This is a genomic window from Subtercola endophyticus (genome assembly GCF_021044565.1).
Lineage (GTDB): Bacteria > Actinomycetota > Actinomycetes > Actinomycetales > Microbacteriaceae > Subtercola > Subtercola endophyticus.
The window spans coordinates 3,352,274-3,371,716 of sequence record NZ_CP087997.1 but is presented as its reverse complement, the minus strand read 5'-3'; the positions used below and the strand labels follow the sequence as shown (position 1 = coordinate 3,371,716).

At 68.2% G+C, this 19,443-nt stretch carries 14 protein-coding genes; 7 read left to right on the top strand and 7 right to left on the bottom strand.

What is annotated here, in order from left to right; all coding sequences use genetic code 11:
• Window positions 1-45: 45 nt before the first annotated feature.
• Window positions 46-1,656: a hypothetical protein gene (locus tag LQ955_RS15680; RefSeq protein WP_231025422.1), complete on the bottom strand. Its 1,611-nt coding sequence runs from the start codon at window positions 1,654-1,656 to the stop codon at window positions 46-48.
• A gap of 391 nt (window positions 1,657-2,047) precedes the next feature.
• On the opposite strand from LQ955_RS15680, the gene trhO reads away from it, so the two are divergent.
• Entirely contained in the window at window positions 2,048-3,022 is a 975-nt protein-coding gene (gene trhO / locus LQ955_RS15675) for an oxygen-dependent tRNA uridine(34) hydroxylase TrhO (RefSeq protein ID WP_231025421.1), read from the top strand.
• A gap of 4 nt (window positions 3,023-3,026) precedes the next feature.
• Complete coding sequence (locus tag LQ955_RS15670; protein ID WP_231025420.1) at window positions 3,027-3,812, top strand: isocitrate lyase/PEP mutase family protein; 786 nt, start codon at window positions 3,027-3,029, stop codon at window positions 3,810-3,812.
• A gap of 215 nt (window positions 3,813-4,027) precedes the next feature.
• On the opposite strand, the gene LQ955_RS15665 is transcribed toward LQ955_RS15670, so the two are convergent.
• Window positions 4,028-5,785: an LssY C-terminal domain-containing protein gene (locus tag LQ955_RS15665; RefSeq protein ID WP_231025419.1), complete on the bottom strand. Its 1,758-nt coding sequence runs from the start codon at window positions 5,783-5,785 to the stop codon at window positions 4,028-4,030.
• A gap of 160 nt (window positions 5,786-5,945) precedes the next feature.
• On the opposite strand from LQ955_RS15665, the gene LQ955_RS15660 reads away from it, so the two are divergent.
• From LQ955_RS15660 to LQ955_RS15640, 5 genes are all read left to right on the top strand, one after another.
• Window positions 5,946-6,848: an ABC transporter ATP-binding protein gene (locus LQ955_RS15660; protein ID WP_231025418.1), complete on the top strand. Its 903-nt coding sequence runs from the start codon at window positions 5,946-5,948 to the stop codon at window positions 6,846-6,848.
• The gene (locus LQ955_RS15655; RefSeq protein ID WP_231025417.1) at window positions 6,845-7,663 is read left to right on the top strand and encodes an ABC transporter permease; all 819 of its coding nucleotides are present in this window, start codon (window positions 6,845-6,847) and stop codon (window positions 7,661-7,663) included. The genes LQ955_RS15660 and LQ955_RS15655 overlap by 4 nt, the downstream gene beginning before the upstream one ends.
• 114 nt (window positions 7,664-7,777) lie before the next feature.
• Window positions 7,778-8,755, top strand: coding sequence for an MDR family oxidoreductase (locus LQ955_RS15650; protein ID WP_231025416.1), 978 nt, complete (start codon window positions 7,778-7,780; stop codon window positions 8,753-8,755).
• 72 nt (window positions 8,756-8,827) lie between these two features.
• Complete coding sequence (locus LQ955_RS15645) at window positions 8,828-11,224, top strand: hypothetical protein (protein ID WP_231025415.1); 2,397 nt, start codon at window positions 8,828-8,830, stop codon at window positions 11,222-11,224.
• 3 nt (window positions 11,225-11,227) lie between these two features.
• On the top strand, window positions 11,228-14,569 hold the full coding sequence (locus LQ955_RS15640; RefSeq protein ID WP_231025414.1) for a hypothetical protein: 3,342 nt from the start codon (window positions 11,228-11,230) through the stop codon (window positions 14,567-14,569).
• Between the two features lie 18 nt (window positions 14,570-14,587).
• Here the strand turns inward: LQ955_RS15640 and LQ955_RS15635 are convergent, their stop codons facing one another.
• From LQ955_RS15635 to hemC, 5 genes are all read right to left on the bottom strand, one after another.
• Window positions 14,588-14,974 carry a hypothetical protein gene (locus LQ955_RS15635; RefSeq protein WP_231025413.1) on the bottom strand — a complete coding sequence of 129 codons (387 nt, stop codon included), beginning with the start codon at window positions 14,972-14,974 and terminating at the stop codon, window positions 14,588-14,590.
• Window positions 14,975-14,978: 4 nt separating this feature from the next.
• Window positions 14,979-16,433, bottom strand: coding sequence for a glutamate-1-semialdehyde 2,1-aminomutase (hemL, locus tag LQ955_RS15630; protein ID WP_231025412.1), 1,455 nt, complete (start codon window positions 16,431-16,433; stop codon window positions 14,979-14,981).
• A 22-nt stretch (window positions 16,434-16,455) separates the two neighbouring features.
• Window positions 16,456-17,484 (bottom strand): porphobilinogen synthase, encoded by a 1,029-nt coding sequence (hemB, locus tag LQ955_RS15625; protein WP_255713621.1) that lies wholly within the window; start codon window positions 17,482-17,484, stop codon window positions 16,456-16,458.
• A 124-nt stretch (window positions 17,485-17,608) separates the two neighbouring features.
• A complete protein-coding gene (locus LQ955_RS15620) occupies window positions 17,609-18,400 on the bottom strand; it encodes a uroporphyrinogen-III synthase (RefSeq protein WP_231025411.1) in 792 nt (263 codons plus the stop codon).
• The gene (gene hemC / locus LQ955_RS15615) at window positions 18,400-19,404 is read right to left on the bottom strand and encodes a hydroxymethylbilane synthase (protein WP_231025410.1); all 1,005 of its coding nucleotides are present in this window, start codon (window positions 19,402-19,404) and stop codon (window positions 18,400-18,402) included. Before hemC ends, LQ955_RS15620 begins: the two co-directional genes overlap by 1 nt.
• Window positions 19,405-19,443: the final 39 nt, after the last annotated feature.

Genomic DNA, 19,443 nt, shown 5'->3' with positions numbered 1-19,443 from the left:
GATCGCCGCCACCCCGGGGTATAGCGCCCCCGGGTGCCAAATCTCCTACGTTTTCGTCGGCGGAGGCGCGAAACGAAAGGCCGACGAGGGGGCCGTCTGGCCAACACCCGAGAATTCCACGGCGCCGACAATGATGCCGTCGTCGGCGAATCGCCAGCCACGCACACGCCAGCCGCGCACGGTGACACGCACGTCGACACCCTCGACGGTGGCGGTGCTCGGCACGTCGGTCGGCCCTTCGAAGAACCAGTACTCGGCTTCGGCGACCTCTTCGGGGGTGCGCATGATCCGGCCGCCGATCGTCGTATAAACGAAGCTGTTCGCCGGGTGGTCCTCGAAGAGGGAGAGCTTGTCGCCCGAGAGCAGTGAGCGGTAGGGCGCGAGCTCGTCGTCTTCTGCACCTGCTGCGGCCGAGACGCGCGTTTCGGCGGCGGCGAAGAGGGCGAGCATCCGGTCGCGCAGAGCGCCCAGCGTGCACGGCTGGCTAGACGCGTCTACGGGCTCACCCGCGCTCGGCGAGAGAGCGAAAGCCCGATCGACCTCGTGCGCGTCGGGCACGTGATGCACGGCCGCGGCCAGCTCGTCGTATCCGGGTCGTTCGCGCAGCACCGCTTCGGCCGCCAGCACCTGGGAGTAGTCGAACGGACCTTCGGCACCGATCAGGTCTGCGCCGATCAGGTCTGCCTCCCAGGTGGCGAGGAGTCGCTCGACCCGGTCGAGGTAGGCCTGCAAAGCCCGCGCGGTTTCGTCGTCGAGCGCTGCGAGCGAAGGCTTCGGGCGCTCGACACGCTGGGCGTACACGTCGTCGATGCTCGCCTGCGGCCCGGCCGATACGGCGTAGAACACGGGCGAACTTCCCGCACTCCAATCGCCGTCGAGGTCGCCGTGCACCGAAGCGTCCAGCACGATGACCGCACCGAATTCGGGCGAGAACTCCACGCCGCGCATCGCAGACGAGTCGGCGCCCCAGGCCGCGGTCTCGGCGCCGGATTCAGGCACCACGATGCGCCCACCCTGCACCGTGAAGGCCACCACCCGCGCCACCCGCGAATCGCGCAGCAGCTTCACCTCGTACTGACCGTCGTTCGCGTCGAGCAGGTGCCAGTCGCCACCCCAGCCCGAGTCGCTGAGGTTGTTCCAGCCGCGCACGGCATCGAATTCGGCGACCACCTCCTGCCCCACGACGGATCCGTCGCTCGCGGTGAACGTGTATCGCGTTTCGACGTCTGATGCCGCGGCGAACCGAGCGCCGTTGTAGAAGCAGTGCGCCTCGAGCTGGTAGGCATCGACCGCGCCTTTAAGGAACATCGTCACCGCGAGCTTGGGCGCGTCGAACTCGTCGACCACGTCGAGTGCCACGAAGGCCGTGGTTAGGAGCCAGTCGTTGTCGACGGCGAAGCGATGCTCTCCGGTGATGGCATCGACGGCCAGAAACCCGTGGGGCAACAACTCAACGACGCCTTCGAGCTCGGAAACGAGCTGCAGCGAAAGGAATACCGAGTCGGCCATCACCAGATCACCGTCGACCTCCCAATGCTGGAGGTCGACGGTCGTCGTCTGGGATTCGGCAAGCTCAGGAACAGCGACCCGATGCTCGAACCACAGAGGCTCGTCCGACCGGGCGGCTGCCCACACAATGCTTGCACCGGCGGGCACGGGCCCCTGAAGAGTGACCCTGAGTCGAGGGCTCCATCCCACCGAGCCTGCTGAAAACGATGCGGCTCGAGCCCGGAACGTGTGCTTGATTATTGACGCCATTGAGGAATCATCACTTAATTGAGTGTGGTTCGCAACTCGGCAGCCGAGCAGCTGCTGCCGTGTCCGCACGGAGGCGCCGCTGCCCGATGGCGAAAACGTAGAAGCATTCGACCCCGCCCAAGCGTATGCGGCTCACGGGTGCGGAATCTCCTACATTTCTCCGGCGAGACGGTGCCGCCGGGCATCCCCCCGCCGCGAAGCGGTACCGCCGGGCATCCCCCCCGCCCGCACCTGCCGGCCGCACCCAGCCGCCCCGCACACACCCAGGCGCCACGGGTAAAATCGCCGCATGGCGGTACCCAAGATCATCCTGTACTACGTGTTCGCCCCGCTGCCCGACCCCGACGCGCTGCGCCTCTGGCAGCGCGACCTGTGCGAGTCGCTGGGACTGCGCGGCCGCATCCTGATCTCGACGCAGGGCATCAACGGCACGCTCGGCGGCGAGCTCGATGCGGTCAAGACCTACCTGCGCAAGACCCGCGAGTACCCCGCCTTCAAGAACCTCGACGTGAAGTGGAGCGAAGGCACCGGCTTCGACGCCGCGACTGCCACGCCCGCCGCACCGCAGGGACTCTCGGCCGACTTTCCGCGCCTCAGCGTGCGAGTACGCGACGAGATCGTGAGCTTCGGCGCCCCCGACGAGTTGCAGGTGGATGCCCGCGGAGTCGTCGGCGGCGGCACCAAACTCTCACCGGCAGAACTGCACGCGCTTGTCGAGCAACAGAGGCAGGCCGACGACGAAGTCGTCTTCTTCGACGGACGCAACTCCTTCGAGGCCGAGATCGGCCGCTTCGAAGGCGCCGTAGTGCCCGACGTGGCCAACACCCGCGAGTTCGTGGCCGAACTAGACAGCGGAAAATACGACCACCTCAAATCCAAACCCGTCGTCACGTACTGCACCGGAGGCATCCGCTGCGAGGTGCTCTCGTCGCTGATGGTGGCGCGTGGGTTCTCGAACGTCTACCAGCTCGACGGCGGAATCGTTCGCTACGGCGAGACCTTCGGCGACGCCGGGCTCTGGCAGGGCTCGTTGTACGTGTTCGACGAACGTATGGCGCTCGATTTCACACCGAATGCCCGTGTCATCGGTGCCTGTTACCGCTGTTCTGCGGCCACGAGCCGTATGCGCAACTGCAGTGACTCGTCGTGCCGTACGCAGCTCGTCGTGTGCGAAGACTGTTCCTCCACAGCTGAGCCCGTGTGCGAGTTTCACACAGATACAGCGGACAACCCTGCCGTGGCGGCCCGCACGAACCTAGGCTGAAGGCATGAACACCACTCCCTCGCTTCAGCACAAGGCCGACGAACTGCTTCGACTGCACACCTCGCCCGAGATTCTCTCTGTCGTGAACGTGTGGGATGTGGTGAGCGCCAAGGCCGTCGCCGACATCTCCGAGACCACTGCGCTCGCCACCGCCAGCCACAGTATCGCCGCGCTCTACGGCTACGAAGACGGCGAGCAGATTCCCGTCGAGCTGATGATCGACATGATCGGCCGCATCGCCGCCGCAACGAGCCTGCCGGTCAGCGCAGACCTCGAAGCGGGGTACGGCGCCCCCGGCGAAACTGCGCGCAAAGCCATCGGCGTCGGAATCGTCGGCGCCAACCTCGAAGACCAGATGAAGCCGCTCGCCGATTCGGTGGCTGCAGTCTCCGCCGTGGTCGCCGCCGGCCGGGCGGAGGGCGTGAACTTCGTGCTCAACGCCCGCACCGACGCCTTTCTGCGCGCCGGGTCTCGGCCGCACGACGAGGTCGTGGCCGACGCCATCGAGCGGGGGCGCGCGTTTCTCGACGCCGGCGCCGCCTGCGTCTTCGTGCCCGGCAAGCTCGACGCCCCCACGGTCGAACGACTAGTGGAGGGAATCGGCCCACAGCGCATCAGCGTGATCGGCGTTCCCGGGTCGCTTTCCCCCGCCGCCCTGCAGACCCTCGGCGTCGCCCGCATCTCCTACGGCCCCTGGACCCAGCGAGTCGCCCTCACCGCCCTCGCCGACCTCGCGGTCTCGCTCTACGGCGGCGGCGCCCTCCCCGACAACGCCCGCGCGCTCAACTGACGTGAGTGCGCGGGGCGCCTCGCGCACGCGCAGTTCGGAGCTTCCGCGGCTGCTCGAGCCGTAGCGGTTGCGCCGAAGTGTGCGACCCGCGACAAACGCGGGCAGCGCGCAACGAGTACGGGAAGAGTCAGCGCAACGAGGGTGCGGGGGTCAGCACGCAGCCAGACTGCGCGGCGTCAGTGCGCGGCGTCAGCGCGCGGCGTCACTGCGCGGCGTCAGCGCGCGGCGATCGCGGGCGGCTGGCCCTGCCCCGCGGCAGAAGCGGCAGCGCCCGCCGCCAGAGCGGTCGCAGCGCGGGCGGCGCGACGCGCCTTGCGGCGCAGGCGGCGCTCCCGGGTGAAGACGCGGGCATCCGCGCTCGATAGGGCGAAGAGCACCAGAATGTCGAACGTGAGGTTGATCAGGCCCGTCGCGAGGGTGAGATCGGCCTGACGGTTCACGAAATCGACCGCGACACCGGCCACCGTGATGAGGCTGAGCGTCATCACCAAGAAGCGCGCCCAGTTGTACCCCACGAACACGAGCTGCGCGAGCACGATGTACCCGATGAACGCCGCCGAGGCCAGTCCGACGATGATCCACACGGCGATGTCGGCCAGCTGGTCGGCGTCGACACCCGCTCCCGACGGCAACTCGATTCTGACCGACGCCACGGAATCCGCCCAGTCCGCAAATACCGCGATCACCGATCCGGCGCCGATCGCACCGCGGATGATCATCAGCAGGTAGCTCAGATAGATGGAGATGGGCCGCTTCACCCGGTTCGAAGACGCCGAGTCGCGAGCCGTGGTGAGCACGACCTGCCCGAGCAGCGACGCGTCCGCGGGCAGCGGTGCGGCATCCACTTCTTCGGCGCTGGCGGCGCCCTCGGCCGACACCGGCACCCCGCGCAGGTCGACGATCGGCAGGTCACCGTCAGTCGTGATGGCGTCACCACCGCCGTTCACCGCGTGATAACCGGTCGAGAAGTTACGGATGACCGTGAACACGCCCTCGGGGTTCGCATCGCGCAGCGTGGTGACGATGTGGTCGCGTTCGCGGTCGGTCTCGCGTTCGATGCGGTGCGTCACCTGCAAGGTGAACAGCGAAATACCGACGTTGCGGTCGTAGGTTCCGGCGGCCATCCACTCGGCTTCGTACCCGCCGGGCAGCAGCCAGCCCTCCGGCGTCTTCCAGAACCGCACGTGGTGGCGCTTTGCCGGGTTGCCGTCGACCTCTTGCTGGTAAGTGAAGTCTTGGATCTGGCCGAACAGGTACAACGGGCTCACCGGCGCATCGGAGTAACTGCGCCGCGTGAGCGTCGACGTCACGATACGCAGCGCGCTGCGAAAGCCGACCTCGTCTGCACGGTGCCAGCCTGCGGCGAGCATCGCGGTGTGCAACTGCGCCTCCGACCCGAACAGCGAGAGGTTCACGGGGTCGCCGAGCAGCCCCTCGTTCGTGCGCGCACGCCCGATGAAGTAGTCGGGAACGTAGATGTGCGTCAGCATGCTGTGCAGCCGCGGCAGCAACAAGTACGCGAGCACGGCATAGAAGACGATCAGAAACCACAGGTACTCGAGGCCGTGGCTGAACGACTGCGACAACACCAGATAGGCCAGCCAGGCGGCAGCCGCCGCGCCCAGAAAGAAGAAGACGTTGTCGAACGTGGCGATGAGCCGCTCGCGCCGATCTCTCTTCGGGGGCAGGGCGGGCGCAAGAGACGCGGAGGCCACGGCGGGGTCGAACGGCGTCGGCGCCTTTCGTTCCAGCGGCTCGATGTGCGGCGCCGAGAGTGGATGCCCGGCGGCAGTCGCAGCGACAGCGCCGACCCCGGCATCGGCAGTCGCGGCGTCGGCAAGCGCGGCATCGGCAGTCGCCGCAGGCTCCGGATGCCCGGGGTTCGCCACCTGCGTCGCCAGCTCGGCCTCGACCGCGGTCTCGGGCGCGGGCTCGGACGCCCTGCCTGCCTCATCGAGAACGCTTCCCGCCATGCGTTAACCGTAAAGCACGCGGGCACGAATCGCGACGAGATGCCAACCCGAGAAGCAACCCGAACGGCCACCCCGAGCATCCACTGCGAAATATGCCGCTCACGGCATGGCCTGGGCATAGGCTGGTGGGCAATCATCCGCAGGTTACTGAAAGGACGAGATGGCCGAAAGCGTCACCATCGAGTTCACCAACGTCACCAAGCGTTTCGGCTCCGTCGAGGCCGTCTCCGACCTCTCGTTCTCGGTCGAGCCCGGCCAGATCACCGGGTTTCTCGGCCCCAACGGCGCCGGAAAAACCACCAGCCTGCGCATACTGTTGGGGCTCGTGACCCCGACGAGCGGATCGGCGACCTTCGGCGGCACGACCTACCGCAACCTCTCGTCGCCGCTGCGAACGGTGGGGGCGGCGCTCGAGGCGGCCAGCTTCCACCCCGGCCGAACGGCCGCAGACCACCTGCGGGTCTACGCCCAGGCCGCCGGGTTGCCGCGAGCGCGCGTCGGCCTCGTGCTCGAGCAGGTCGGACTCGAGAGCTACGGCAATCGCCGCGTCGGCGGATACTCGCTCGGCATGCGACAGCGGCTCGGCCTGGCGTATGCGCTGCTCGGCGACCCCGGTGTTCTGGTGCTCGACGAGCCCATCAACGGGCTCGACCCGGAGGGCATCCGCTGGATCCGCCTCTTCTTGCGGCAGCTCGCCGCCGAGGGGCGAACTGTGCTCGTGAGCTCGCACCTGCTCTCCGAAGTGCAGCAGAGCGTCGACGAAGTGGTCATCATCGCGCATGGAAAACTCGTGCATCGCGGCACGCTCGCCAGCCTCGACATGGTCGAGAGCAAACAAGTGATCGTCGATTCACCCAATCGCGAGGGGCTCGGCTGGGCTCTTCAGGCCGCCGGATACGCGTTCCGCAGCCTGCGCGGCGGCGTGATCGTCGACAACGCCGACGCTACCGAAATCGGCCGAATCGCCTTCGCCGCGGGCATCCCGCTCAGCTCGCTCTCGCAAAAGCACGCCGGGCTCGAGGATTCGTTTCTGGCACTCGTCGGCGAGGAGGGGGCGCTGTGAGGTCGTTCGGGAGGGCGATCCACGCCGAATTCACGAAGGTCACCACCACGCGGCTGTGGTGGATCCTCGCGATCATCATGGTCGCCTACGTCGCGCTCGTCGCCGGCGGTCTCACGGCGATTCTCGGTGTCGTCGGCACGGGTTCGGGCGGTGCCGCACGCGCACCGCAGATCAGCGACGCCCAGCGTGCACCGCTGATCTACAGCTTCGGATCATCCATCGGCTACGTCTTTCCCGTTCTGCTCGGCGCCCTGGTGACCACGGGCGAGTTTCGGCACAAGACGCTGACGCCCACCTTCTTGGCCACGCCCAAGCGCGGGCGCATCCTGGTGGCCAAGCTCGTGGCGCTCTTCGTGTTCGGTGCGCTGTTCGGCGTCTTCGCCATGATCGGCTCGGTGGGCGCCGGGTCGGGCATCATGGCGGTATTCGGCCAAGATGCGCAGCTCGGCTCGTCGAGCATCTGGGCTCTCGTCGCCCGCGCCGTTCTCGCCATGGCGCTGTGGTGCGCGGTCGGCGTGGGGCTCGGAGCCCTTATTCCGAGCCAGGTCGCGGCCATCGTGATCGTGTTGGCATTCACCCAGTTCGTGGAGCCGATTCTGCGCTTCGCGTCAGGTCTCACCGACTGGAGCGCGTCGATCGGCAAGTTCTTGCCGGGTTCGGCGAGCGACGCCCTGGTCGGGTCGAGCTTCTACTCCCTCTCGGCACCCACTCTTGTAGCGCTCGACTGGTGGCAGGGCGCTCTCGTGCTCGCCGCCTACGCCGTCGTGGCGGCGGTCTTGGGCTACTTCACCTCCTGGCGGCGCGACGTCACCTGACCCTCCCCCCTTCCGACTCGCGATCGACTTCGCGAAAAAGCCCCCAAACGTGACGGAATAGGGGCTTTTTCGCGAAGTGGATTCCCTCGCGTGCGTGCACCGTAGGGTGGAGGCATGGTTCGTGCGATCGTGGTCGATGAAGGTGTGCCCGCCGAGATCAGGGAGGTCGACGACGACTTTCTGCAACCGGGGGAGGTCACGATCGATGTCGAGTACTCGAGCCTGAATTACAAAGACGGACTCGCTCTGTCGGGCAGCCGCGGTGTCGTTCGCACCTGGCCACTCATCCCCGGAATCGACGTCGTGGGCGTCGTCGCAACATCGTCATCGCCTCGCTTCTCGCCGGGCGACCGCGTGCTGCTGAACGGCGACGGCATGGGTGAACGCGCGTTCGGCGGTTTTGCAGAGCGGGCCCGGGTGCGAGCGGATGCTCTGATCCACCTGCCCGAAGGCCTCACCCCGCAGCGGGCCGCCGCCATCGGTACGGCCGGCTTCACCGCGATGATCGGCGTTCTGGCCATCGAGCGGGCGGGCATCCACCCCGCCGACGGCGACGTGCTGGTCACTGGAGCAGCGGGTGGAGTCGGGTCGGTCGCCGTCGCGCTGCTGACGGGACGCGGATATGCGGTGACCGCCTCGACCGGGCGCGCCGACGAGCACGGCGACTACCTGCGCAGACTCGGTGCGAGCGCCGTGATCGACCGCGCGGAGTTCGGCGAGCTCGGCAAACCGCTGCAGAAGGCGCGCTGGGTGGCCGCCATCGATTCGGTAGGTAGCGCGACCCTCGCGAACGTGCTCGCCCAGACGAACTACGGCGGAATCGTGGTGAGCTGCGGCCTCGCACAGGGTGCCGACCTGCCCGTGACGGTGATGCCGTTCATCCTGCGCGCGGTGACGCTGTCGGGCGCGAACTCGGTAGAGGCTCCGCTCGACCTGCGCGAGCGCGCCTGGGCAGCACTGGCCGCCGAACTCGACGGAGAGCTGCTGGACTCGATGACGACCACCATCGGGCTGAGCGACGTGATCGGCGCCGGTGCGGAGATTCTCGCCGGCCGCGTGCGGGGGCGCACCGTTATCGACGTTCGTCGGTAACTCCATGGCTTGTGCTGAGTAAACCTCGGCTATGATGATTTCTCGAGAGTTGTTTATTCGAGGAGTTCAGGCATGGCGGTATCGTTTGTGCACCGCAGCGCCGCGTCTGGTGGCGTGCGTCGCCAGGCGAGCGCGCCGGCGAACGGCCAGGCGAACGGCGCGTCGGGTGGGTCGGGCGGCTCGGGCGGCTCGTACTCCGGTGGCGTGTACTCCGTGGGCGTGGCAAAGCTGCCGGGTGCCGGTGGCGAAGCCGCAGTTCTTCGCGAAGCCGCAGTTCGTCGCGACGCCGCAGTTCGTCGCGACGACGCAGTCGCACCCGGTGCGACCGCAGATCCTCGGGCGACAGAACCTCGCACTGTAGAACCTCGCACCGTAGAGACTCGGTCCACGGAGCCTCGTTCAGCCGCTCGCTCTCTTGATTTCGCCGCCGCTGATGCCGGGCATCCTGACCTCGGGCACCCCGCTGAGCGGCGATCCGCAGCGAAAGCGCAGGGCAGTGCCGTGATGAGGCGGCTCTTCGGCGACGCCGGCCGGGTGATCGGCATCGACACGGCCCGGGGTTTCGGCGTTGTTCTGTTGGTCGCGGGTCTCGCCGCACTGTGCGTCTCCGGCGCGAGCGGCAGCCCTGCCACCGGCATCCAGCTCCTCGAACCCTCCACCTGGCCCACGCTCTGGGGCAGCGGTAGCCTGTTGGTGCTCGCCGGCGTCGTCTTCGCCCTCGTCGCGGGAGCATCGGCGAGCCTTCTGTCGGGCGGATACGAGGGCCTCGACGGCGTGCCGCAACTGCGCGCACGACTTCGCACGCTCGCCCGCTCGGTGATCTTCTTGCTCAGTGGATTCGGCGTGCTCACCGCCGGGTATCTCGTCGGGCGGTTCGGCTCCGGCGCGTGGCAAGGGCTCTCGCTCACGCCATCGAGCCCCGCACCACCGGCACATTTCGCGCTCGTGGTGGCGCTGAGCGTGCCAGCCGCACTCTTCGCCGGGGGCCTGCTGATCTACATCGGTCTGCTCACGCTCGCCGAGCTGGCCTTCGCACGATGCGGGTCGACGCTGCTCTTCACCATCGCCGGGGCGTGCGCGCTTGTCACACCCACCGCCGCAATGGTCGTCTTTCAGAACTCACAAACCCCGGTGACCAACGGGTTCGCCACCCTTCTGCCGTGGGTCTGCCTCTACCTCGCAGGCATGGCGGTCGCCCGCCTGAGGCTTGATCTGCTCTCGACGCGGTTCGCGCTGTTGGCCGGCGGGGCGGTGCTCGCACTTCTGGGCTTCGGTGGCGCGTGGGTCTTCGGCCGCTTCGTCACTCTGCCCGCGAGCTGGTCGGCTCTGTTCCCGTCGAGCGGTGCAGTCGCGCCGAACGGCGCAGTCTTGTCGAACGGCGCAGCGGATGCCCTTCCCAACGCCGCAGCGAACGGATTCGCCTCCTTCGTGGCGGGCGCCCCGCCGTCGGCATTCGTCGAGGTCGGCCTCGGGGGCGTCGGGCTGGCTCTCGTCGCGGCCTGCCTTCTGCTCGGCACCGCGCTGCGCTGGCTGCTGCTGCCGGTGTCGGCGGCGGGCACGCTGGCATTGAGCATCGGCGGTATCGCTGTCGCCGTTTCGTGCACGGTCGCGGTCGCGGCTGCGGGCTCGCCCGTGGCGAGATGGTTCTTCGGTGCGGCCACGGCGGTCGATGCGGTTGCCGTTCCAGGCGCGCGCCTGCACTGGCTCTTGCCGGTCACCATCGTCGTCGGCACGCTGGCGCTCGCCGTTCTCTGGCGTCTCACCTTCGCAGCGGGCCTGCTCGAACGCCTCTGCTCCGCGGTGTCGAACTACCCTGGCCGCAGCATCCTCGTCGATACGCTCTCTCCGGCCGCGCAGCAGGCTGCCCTTCGAGGCGATGCGGTCGCGTCGGCCCTGGCTCCCGCATCCGGCGGAGTCACGTCGGGCGCGGCTCCTGCGGCCGGCGTGGTCACGTCGGCCGTGGCTGCTGGGCCGTCCGCGAGCGGCGCCACTGCGCTGATCACATCGGCCGCGGTCGCAAATGGCACCGCGACGGTGGCCGCTGCCGTGGTGGGCGGCGTGATGGCGACGGAGTCTGCATCGAGCCCCGCCATGATCGTCGATGGCGCCCAGCCCGACACCTCCACACGGGCCGGCTCATCCGCATGGCCCAGCACAACCACCCCCGTCTCGCCCACTCGGCCCAGCACATCCACCCCCGTCTCGCCCACTCGGCCCAGCACATCCACCCCCGCCGCCCCACTCACACCGCCCAACACATCCACGCCTACCGTGCTGCCTGGCCGACCCCAATCATCCGCCCCGGAACGACCCGCGGCCGCCTCTCCCACCGCGACGCCTGCGCCGAAACCGACGCTGACGCCGCCGCCCGAACCGAGCTCTCAACCGTCGGCCTCCGCCCCGCCCGCCATTTCGGCCGAGCGTTCGACCTGGAGCCCCGGCCGAACGCTCGGCCGGCTGCCGTACTGAGCAATGCAGCCCGAAGAACACGCTGCGCGACTGCTTGCCGCCTCCGATGGCCTGCGAGCCGGCGCTTTGGAACGTCTGCTGCTCGCCGAAGCGATCTCGATCGCCGAGACGATCGACGCCGACCAACTCGCCTACTCCGCTCGACTCCGGCTGATTTCGGCGGCGACACTCGGCGGTGAGACCGAGACCAGGCTCGAGGCCGCCGACTGGTGTCTCGCGAAGCACGTCTCCGACCCGAAACGCTTTCCGGCGCAGATCGACACTCTCGACCTGCTTTGGGAGCTCACCACTATTCCCGAAGCGGTTGCCTCAAGCCCCGAATTCGACCTCGACGTCATCGTGGAGTCTCTCGCGACCCTGAGGTCGATGCTCGAGCGAAACGGCCAGGGGTTGAGCTGCCTTCGCTTCGCCCAAGTCAGAGTCGCCCGCCTCATCGGAACCGAGGCCGATCGGCGTACGGCTGAGCGCAGGCTCGCAGAGGTCGGGCTCGACGACTATTCCCCGTGTCTGACGTGCCGGCAGAGCGAACGAGCGACGGCGCTGATGGAGCACGGCCGGTACGACGACGCCGCCCACGTCTACGACCTGCTCTTCGACGACGCACAGTCGTGCACTCACGAACCAGAACTTTCGTACGCGAGAAGCCTTCTGGCCTACCTGCGAGCCGGTCAGCCGAAAAAGGCCGCCCGTTCGCATCAGCTCGGTTACGCCCTCATCCGCACCAACCCGCGCTACCTGGGCCTGATCGCCCGGCACATCGACTATTGCCGCATGACCCACGACCTCGACGAAGGCCGAACGCTACTCGAACGACACTTCGGCTGGCTCGGTTTTGATCCGCTCAACGCCGCCGCACAGGCCGAGATGCTTTCGGCAATGGCAGCGCTGCTCGAGGCGATGGTTGCGGCGGGAGGCGGCGACACGATCATCCGCCCGTCGGCCATCACCGGCCCGAAACCGACCCCCGGCGCCCTCGGCGGGCTGTGCGAAATGCTGGCAGCGGATGACCGTTTCGACGCATCGCTCACCGCCGCCGCCCTTGCGCCCCTGTGCCGTCGCGCGGCGACACGCATCGCGGTGGAATTCGACGAGCGCAACGGCAACCACGCGTTCGGAGATCGGATTCACGCAGACCCCCCGCATGCCATTCCGCTGCGGCCTGCCGTGCAGGCGCGCTTAGCGAGAGCGACACCGGGAAGCCCAGGGAGTGCGCTGAGTCTCCCGACTCCCGCGCACGTTTCTTTCGTCGCCGAACCGATCGATGTCGCGAGCGCCGACTCGTCATGCGTTCCGTTCGCGGCATTTCCACGAGACGAAGTATCGGGACACGCGCCCACCAGTGGAATCTGGCTGTTGCTGGCGCGCGAACGAGCGACCGTAGAAGACGCACAGGGTGCTGCGACGGCCATCCGTCTGGCACACGAGGCACTCGACACCGAATCTCGCATCACGGACACGGACACGGACACGGACACGGACACAGACACAGACACAGACGACCGTGCAGACTCAGACCCCACAGCCCGCTTCGACGCCCTTTCGGGCGCGAACACCACCGCCCGTGCAGGCGCTGACCCCATCGACCACGCCGGCGCGCACGCCGACGGCGACCGGTACCGCCGCCGCACCGAAGCCGCCCTCTACGCGCTCGAGATAAGCCTCGCGCTGAACAACCACAACACCGAGAAAGCCGAACGGCTTGCGGGGCTCCGCGCGGATGTACTCATCGCAGACGAACGCCTCGACCTGGCCGAGGTCGAGCTGCAGGTCGGGCTACCGCTCTTCGGCGCCGACCAGGCGACCGGTTCGGGCACCCTGGAACACGCACTGAATTCTGCGCGCAAGGCGCATCTCGATGCCGAAGCAGAGGTGTGCATCCTGAACGCCCTCGCGGCGCTGCGACTCCGGCAGGGCCGCGCCGCAGAGGCCGCCGAATTCATGCTCACCGCCGTGAGGCTCTGCGGCCATGACCCCGACAACCACGACGTGCAGCGTCCGTTGGTGCTGCTCGCACACGCCCAGCTCGCCGAGAACAACTTCGACGGGCTGAGAGCGACCACGAATCGGCTGTTGCGACACACCCTCGACCGGGCGACCCGGGCCAATGCGCTTCTGCTCCGGGCCGCCGCCGGTCACGGCCTCTCCCAGCTGAACGCCGGCATCGCCGACGCCGACCGCGCGCTGTCGCTCTACCTCGAGCTGGGGTACAGCCGCGGGGTCATCGACGCCTGCAGCCGACTCGCCCTCTTGCTCGAAGAGCTCGGCGTTCAGGCGGGGGTGGCCGAGGCCTGGCGGCACGCGGTCATCGAGGCCGATCGCATCAACCACCCCGAGACCCGCGTCATCCGTTTTCGCCTCGCGCGGGCGCTGATCACGGCCGGCAACGGAGCCGACGCGGCCATCGAACTCGACAGCGTGCTCGAGAGCAGCGTGCGAGCGCACTGTTCGGACTCCGAGCTGAGCGAGGTTCTCTATTGGCTCGGGCACGCCTACCGGCAAGCCGACGACGACGAGCTCGCCTACTGCTGCTGGAGCGCTGCCCTCACGCGCGCCGCGACGGCTCACGACACTCGGGCTTGCGTGCGGCTCGGCCTGGCGCTGGGGCGACTGCTGCTCGACTCGGCCGACGACAGCTGCATCGAGGTGCTGCACGAGACGGTGACGCAAGCACGTCAACTCGACGCCCCGTGGGAGCTCGTCGACGCCCTGCACCTGCTCGGCCAAGCGCAGTGCGAGTTCGGGCAACCCGACGGCTTGTACACGTTCGATGAGGCGATCGCGGTCGCCGACGAGCACGCCTTCGACCTCGACACGCTCGTCGCAAGCATCACCGAATCCAAAGCGCACGGGCTGGATGCCCTGGGGCACGATGCCGAAGCGCTGGCGATGGCGCGGCGGTCGGCGCGCCTCTACGAGCGGCTGGGGGAGCGGTCATCCGCCGGCCTGGTTCGTCTCTTCACGGCGCGAATGCTCACCGGGGCCGGTCGCAGCAGCGAGGCTCACGCAGAATACCGGCGCAGTGTCGAGCTGCTGACCGCAGACCGGGCGGCCGCCGAGGTGGTGTCGCGTGAGCTGAAGGCGCTGACGGCGCTCGAGGCGCGGGCAGCTCCGAAAGCTCGCCCGTCGAGCCAACTGCGCCAGCCAACTGAAGTCGGCGCATCTACCGAAGTGTCGCTAGCAACCACAGCGGGCCCGTCAGGCGAGGTGGAGCACACGACCGCGACGGATGATCGGCGCGCCACCCTCGCGCCAGCCACCCTCGCGCCAGCCAGCCTCGCGGCCGCCCCTCTCGCGCCCGCAACCGCCGCGCCCGCCACCGCAGCCACTGCCACCGCAGCCGTTTGAGCACCAGCCGCCTGAGCGTCAGTCGGCGACGATCTGCGTCGCTCCCGCCGACTCCAACGGTGGCAGGCGCAGGGCCCGCAGCAGCGTCAGCGAATGCTTCGTGGTGACGATGATGCGCGAGAACTCCGCGTTCTCGAGGTCGATCACCACCGACGTTCGCGTGCCTTTGATGAGCAGAAAGTCTTTGCCGTCGTGGTACTTCCACGACCCGACGGCCAGCGTGAGCGGAATCGCGGTGCCCGGCGCCCGGATTCCGCGCACCCACACCCACGGGTCGTCGGTCAGCGCGGCCGACCGGATGCTCTCCAGCGGTACCTCGATATCGCTGCGCCTGAGCGACATGAGCTTTTCGGCTCGCGTCAGCCTGATCTCTAAACGATCGGGGTGCACGAACAGAACTGCCATGCCCCTATCCTGCCTGGGAAACCTCGCGAGCGGAACGAGCCGCGCCCGGAAGCGCCGAGACGATACGATCGATGGCCGAATCGTCGAGTGCCGCCGACACGAACCACGCCTCGAAGACCGAGGGCGGAAGCGAGACGCCCGCGTCGAGCATGTGGTGAAAGAACGGCGCGTAGCGGAACGACTCCTGGCCCTGCACCTGAGCGTACGTGCGGGGCCCCGCCCCGCCCGCGAACTCGCCGAACGCGAAGCTGAACAAATTGCCGGCGCGCTGCACCGAGTGCGCCACGCCCTCGGCGGTCAACGCCTCCGACACGGCGTTCGAGACAGTGGATGCCGCACTGTCGAGCTTCGCATAAACAGCCTCATCGGCCAGGCGCAGGGTGGCGAGCCCCGCGGCGACGGCCACCGGGTTACCCGAGAGCGTGCCTGCCTGGTACACCGGACCGACCGGAGCAAGGTAGTCCATCACGTCGGCCCGGCCACCGAGCGCGGCAAGTGGCATGCCGCCGCCGATGACCTTTCCGAATGTGAACAGGTCGGGGCTGTAGGGCAGCTCGCCGCCCAGGTCGCGCGCGTTTGCGCCGGCCGAGGGAGTCGACGCTCCGCTCGCGCTCGCGGCTGCACGCCGGGCATCCGTCCCGCCACCAGACGACACCGACGCACCGAGCGACCGGCCCGTCACCTCGAGCCCCCACCACCCCGCCGGCCCCACCCGGAACCCGGTGAGCACCTCGTCGAGAATGAGCAGCGCACCGTTCTCGTGCACGATGTCCGCGAGCGTCGCATTGAAGGCGGCGTCGGGCGCGACCACGCCCATGTTCGCGGCCGCAGCCTCGGTGATAACGGCTGCGATACGACCCGGATGCGCGGCGAACACCTCGCGCACGGCATCGAGATCGTTGTACGGCAGCACCAGCGTCTGGGCGGCCGTCGCCGCGGTGACCCCGGCCGACGCGGGCATCGCGAGCGTGGCCAGGCCCGATCCCGCCTCGGCGAGCAGCGAATCCGAATGCCCGTGATAGTGCCCGGCGAACTTGACGAGCAGGTCGCGGCCGGTGAATCCTCGTGCCAGACGGATGGCCGTCATCGTTGCTTCGGTACCGGTCGACACCAGTCGAACCTTCTCCACGGGGGCGAGACCAGCCACCGACATGCGGGCCCGAACGGCTTCAGCGAGCTCGGTCTCAGCGGGAGTCGAGGCGCCGAACGAGAGGCCTCGCGCTGCGGCATCCTGAACCGCAGCAACGACCTCCGGATGCGCGTGGCCGAGAATCGCCGGCCCCCACGAGTTCACCAGGTCGACGTATTCGACCCCATCGGCGTCGGTGATGTACGCGCCACGGGCCGACACCATGAACCGCGGTGTTCCGCCCACCGAACGAAAGGCCCGCACGGGCGAGTTGACGCCGCCCGGTATCGAAACGTTCGCTCTGGCGAACAACACATCGGACTCAGACACGTTCAATTCCTTTCCGACACCATCACGCCAGCGGTTCGCGCAGCGCGCGAGCGATCTCGGGCGCGAAGTACGTCAGCACCACGTCGGCCCCGGCGCGGCGGATGCTCGTGACCGACTCGAAGACGGCGCGCTCCCGATCGATCCAGCCGTTCGCTGCCGCGGCTTCGATCATCGCGTACTCGCCCGACACCTGGTAGGCCCACACGGGAACGGGCGACATCGCCGCCACGTCGGCCAGTACGTCGAGGTAGCTCATCGCGGGCTTCACCATCACGATGTCGGCGCCCTGCTCGAGGTCGAGCTGAGTCTCGTAGAGACCCTCGCGCCGGTTGGCCGGGTCTTGCTGGTATGACTTGCGGTCGCCGCGCAGCGATGAGCCGACCGCTTCGCGAAAAGGCCCGTAGAACGCCGAGGCGTACTTGGCCGAGTAGGCGAGAATCGCGGTATTGGTGAAGCCCTCGGAGTCGAGCGCATCGCGCACGGCGGCCACCTGGCCGTCCATCATGCCCGAGAGCCCCAGCAGCTCCGAGCCGGCTTCGGCCTGCGCGAGCGCCATGTCGCGGTAGCGCAGCAGGGTGGCATCGTTGTCGACGCGCCCCTCGGCGTCGAGCACACCACAGTGCCCGTGGTCGGTGAATTCGTCGAGGCAGAGGTCGGTCTGCACCACGAGCGCGTCGCCCACCTCGGCGACGACCACCCGGGTGGCCTCGTTCAAGATGCCGTCGGGGTCGGTCGCGCCTGATCCGATAGCGTCTTTCTCGTCGGGAACCCCGAACAGCATCACGCCGCCGAGCCCCAGATCGGCAGCCTCATTCACGGCAGCCCGCACGCTCTCGGTGGTGTGCTGCAGGATGCCCGGCATCGAGCTGAGCGCACGCGGCTCGTCGCCCTGCCGAACAAAAAGGGGCAGCACCAGCTCGGCGGGGTTCAACCGTGTCTCGGCAACGAGTCGCCGCATCGCCGGAGTCGCCCGCAGCCGCCGCGGCCGCACGCTGGAGTTCCAGCTCCGCCCGCCATCGAACCCACCGCGCCCGGAACCAAGAGAACTCATGCGTTAAACCCTACGCGCCCCCGCTGAACTCTCCGTCCGCGCCTCCGCCGCCAGCTCAATCGAGCTACGAAGACGGCGCGGGGCGAGAGGAGGAAGAAGGCTTGCGGATCAGCGGATCAGCGCGTCAGCGCGACTGCAGCGCCGCCTGGATGACAGACGCGATGAGCGACTCGGCGGTGCGTTCCTCGGCGATGACGTCGACGCGCAGGCCGTAGGCACGGGCATCCTGAGCCGTCACCGGCCCGATGCACGCGACGATAGTGCCTTCGGGAATCGGCCCGAGCTGCAGTTGTACCTGTTCGGCGACCGAACCCGACGTGACCAGAATCGCCCGGATGAACCCCGCCGCGATCTCTTCGCGAATGTTCGGGTCGACCGGCACACCGATGGTGCGATACGCGATCACCGACTCCACGGAGTGCCCGCGCTTGATGAGCCCGTTCGTCAGCACCGGCTTCGCCAGTTCGCTGCGCAACGTGAGAATACGAAGCGACGCCCCGGCCTCTTCGAACTGCTTCATCTCTGAGAGCAGCCCCTTCGCCGAGTTGTCTTCGAGCGGAACCAGGTCGACCTTGTAGCCGGCTACCGTCAAGGCGGCCGCGGTCGTCTCGCCGACGGCGGCGATGCGAGTGGATGCCGGAACCTCTGCCCGGTGTGCCGAAAGCACATCGACAGTGGTGGCACTCGTCACCGTGAGCCAGTCGAAATCGCCCGCAGCCAGTCGCTGCAGAGCATTCTCGAGCGCCGGAGCGTCGTCGGTCGGCGCGAAGTTGATGAGCGGAGCCACGATCGGGGTCGCCCCGAATCGGCGCAGATCGCTCGCGACACCGTGCCCCCAGGGCCCACCGCGCGGCACGAGCACGCGCCAGCCCTGCAGCGGTTTCGGTGTGGGTGACGTGTTCGTCGAGATCGACATCAGCGCGCCCCCAACTCGGCGAGCTCTGCGGCGCCGTCATCGAGCAATTGTGCGGCGACCGCGCGACCGAGCGCTTCTGCCGCTTCGACCTGCGCAGCGAAGGCCGCGCTCGGGTCGGCGAGCCCGGCGCCGGCCACCGCCTCGGCGAGCGCTCCGCCGAGCCGAACCGACTGGCTGCTGCCGAGCTCCTCTTCGCCGTCGGCGCTGTACACCGCAGCCGTCAGAGTGAGCTCGAACGCAGAAGAAGAGAAGGCGGGGCGCGTCACGGTGGCGTTCGCCCCGATGGGAGCCGTGCATCCGGCTTCGAGCGCGGCGAGAACGGCGCGCTCGGCGGTTATCGAGAGACGCGTGTCTGCATCGTCGATCATGACCAACTCGGGAATGCTGTCCTCCTCGCGCGCTTCAAGTGCCAGTGCGCCCTGGCCCGGTGCGGTCGGCCACAGTGCAAGATCGAAGAACTCGGTGACAGCGTCGAGCCTGCCCAGTCTGGTGAGACCAGCGGCAGCAAGCACCACGGCATCAAGTTCCCCGCTCGACACCTTTGCCAGCCTGGTGTCGACATTACCTCTAATGTCCACAACCGTGGCATCCGGTCGCAGACTCAATAGCTGAGCGACCCGGCGGGGTGAACCCGTTCCGATGCGGCAGCCCTTCGGCAGCTCGTCGAGAGTCAGGCCGCCTTGCGAGATGAGCGCGTCACGCGGGTCTTCACGAGACGGAACCGCGGCGAGCCGCAACCCCGGGTACGGCGCGGTCGGCAGGTCTTTCAGCGAGTGCACCACCAGGTCGGCTTCGCCCGCGACGAGGGCGGCGCGAAGCGCGCTGGCGAACACTCCGGTGCCGCCGATGCTGGCGAGGGATGCCCGTGAGGTATCACCCTCGGTCGTCACCACTGTGATCTGCACCTCGACACCGGTAAGCCGGGTCAGCTCTGCCGCGATCATGCCGGTCTGGGCAAGAGCGAGGGCACTGCCCCGGGTGGCGATTCGTAAGGTTCGGGTCATGACTTTCGAGCGATTCGGTTGGGGTGCAAATCTGTAGAG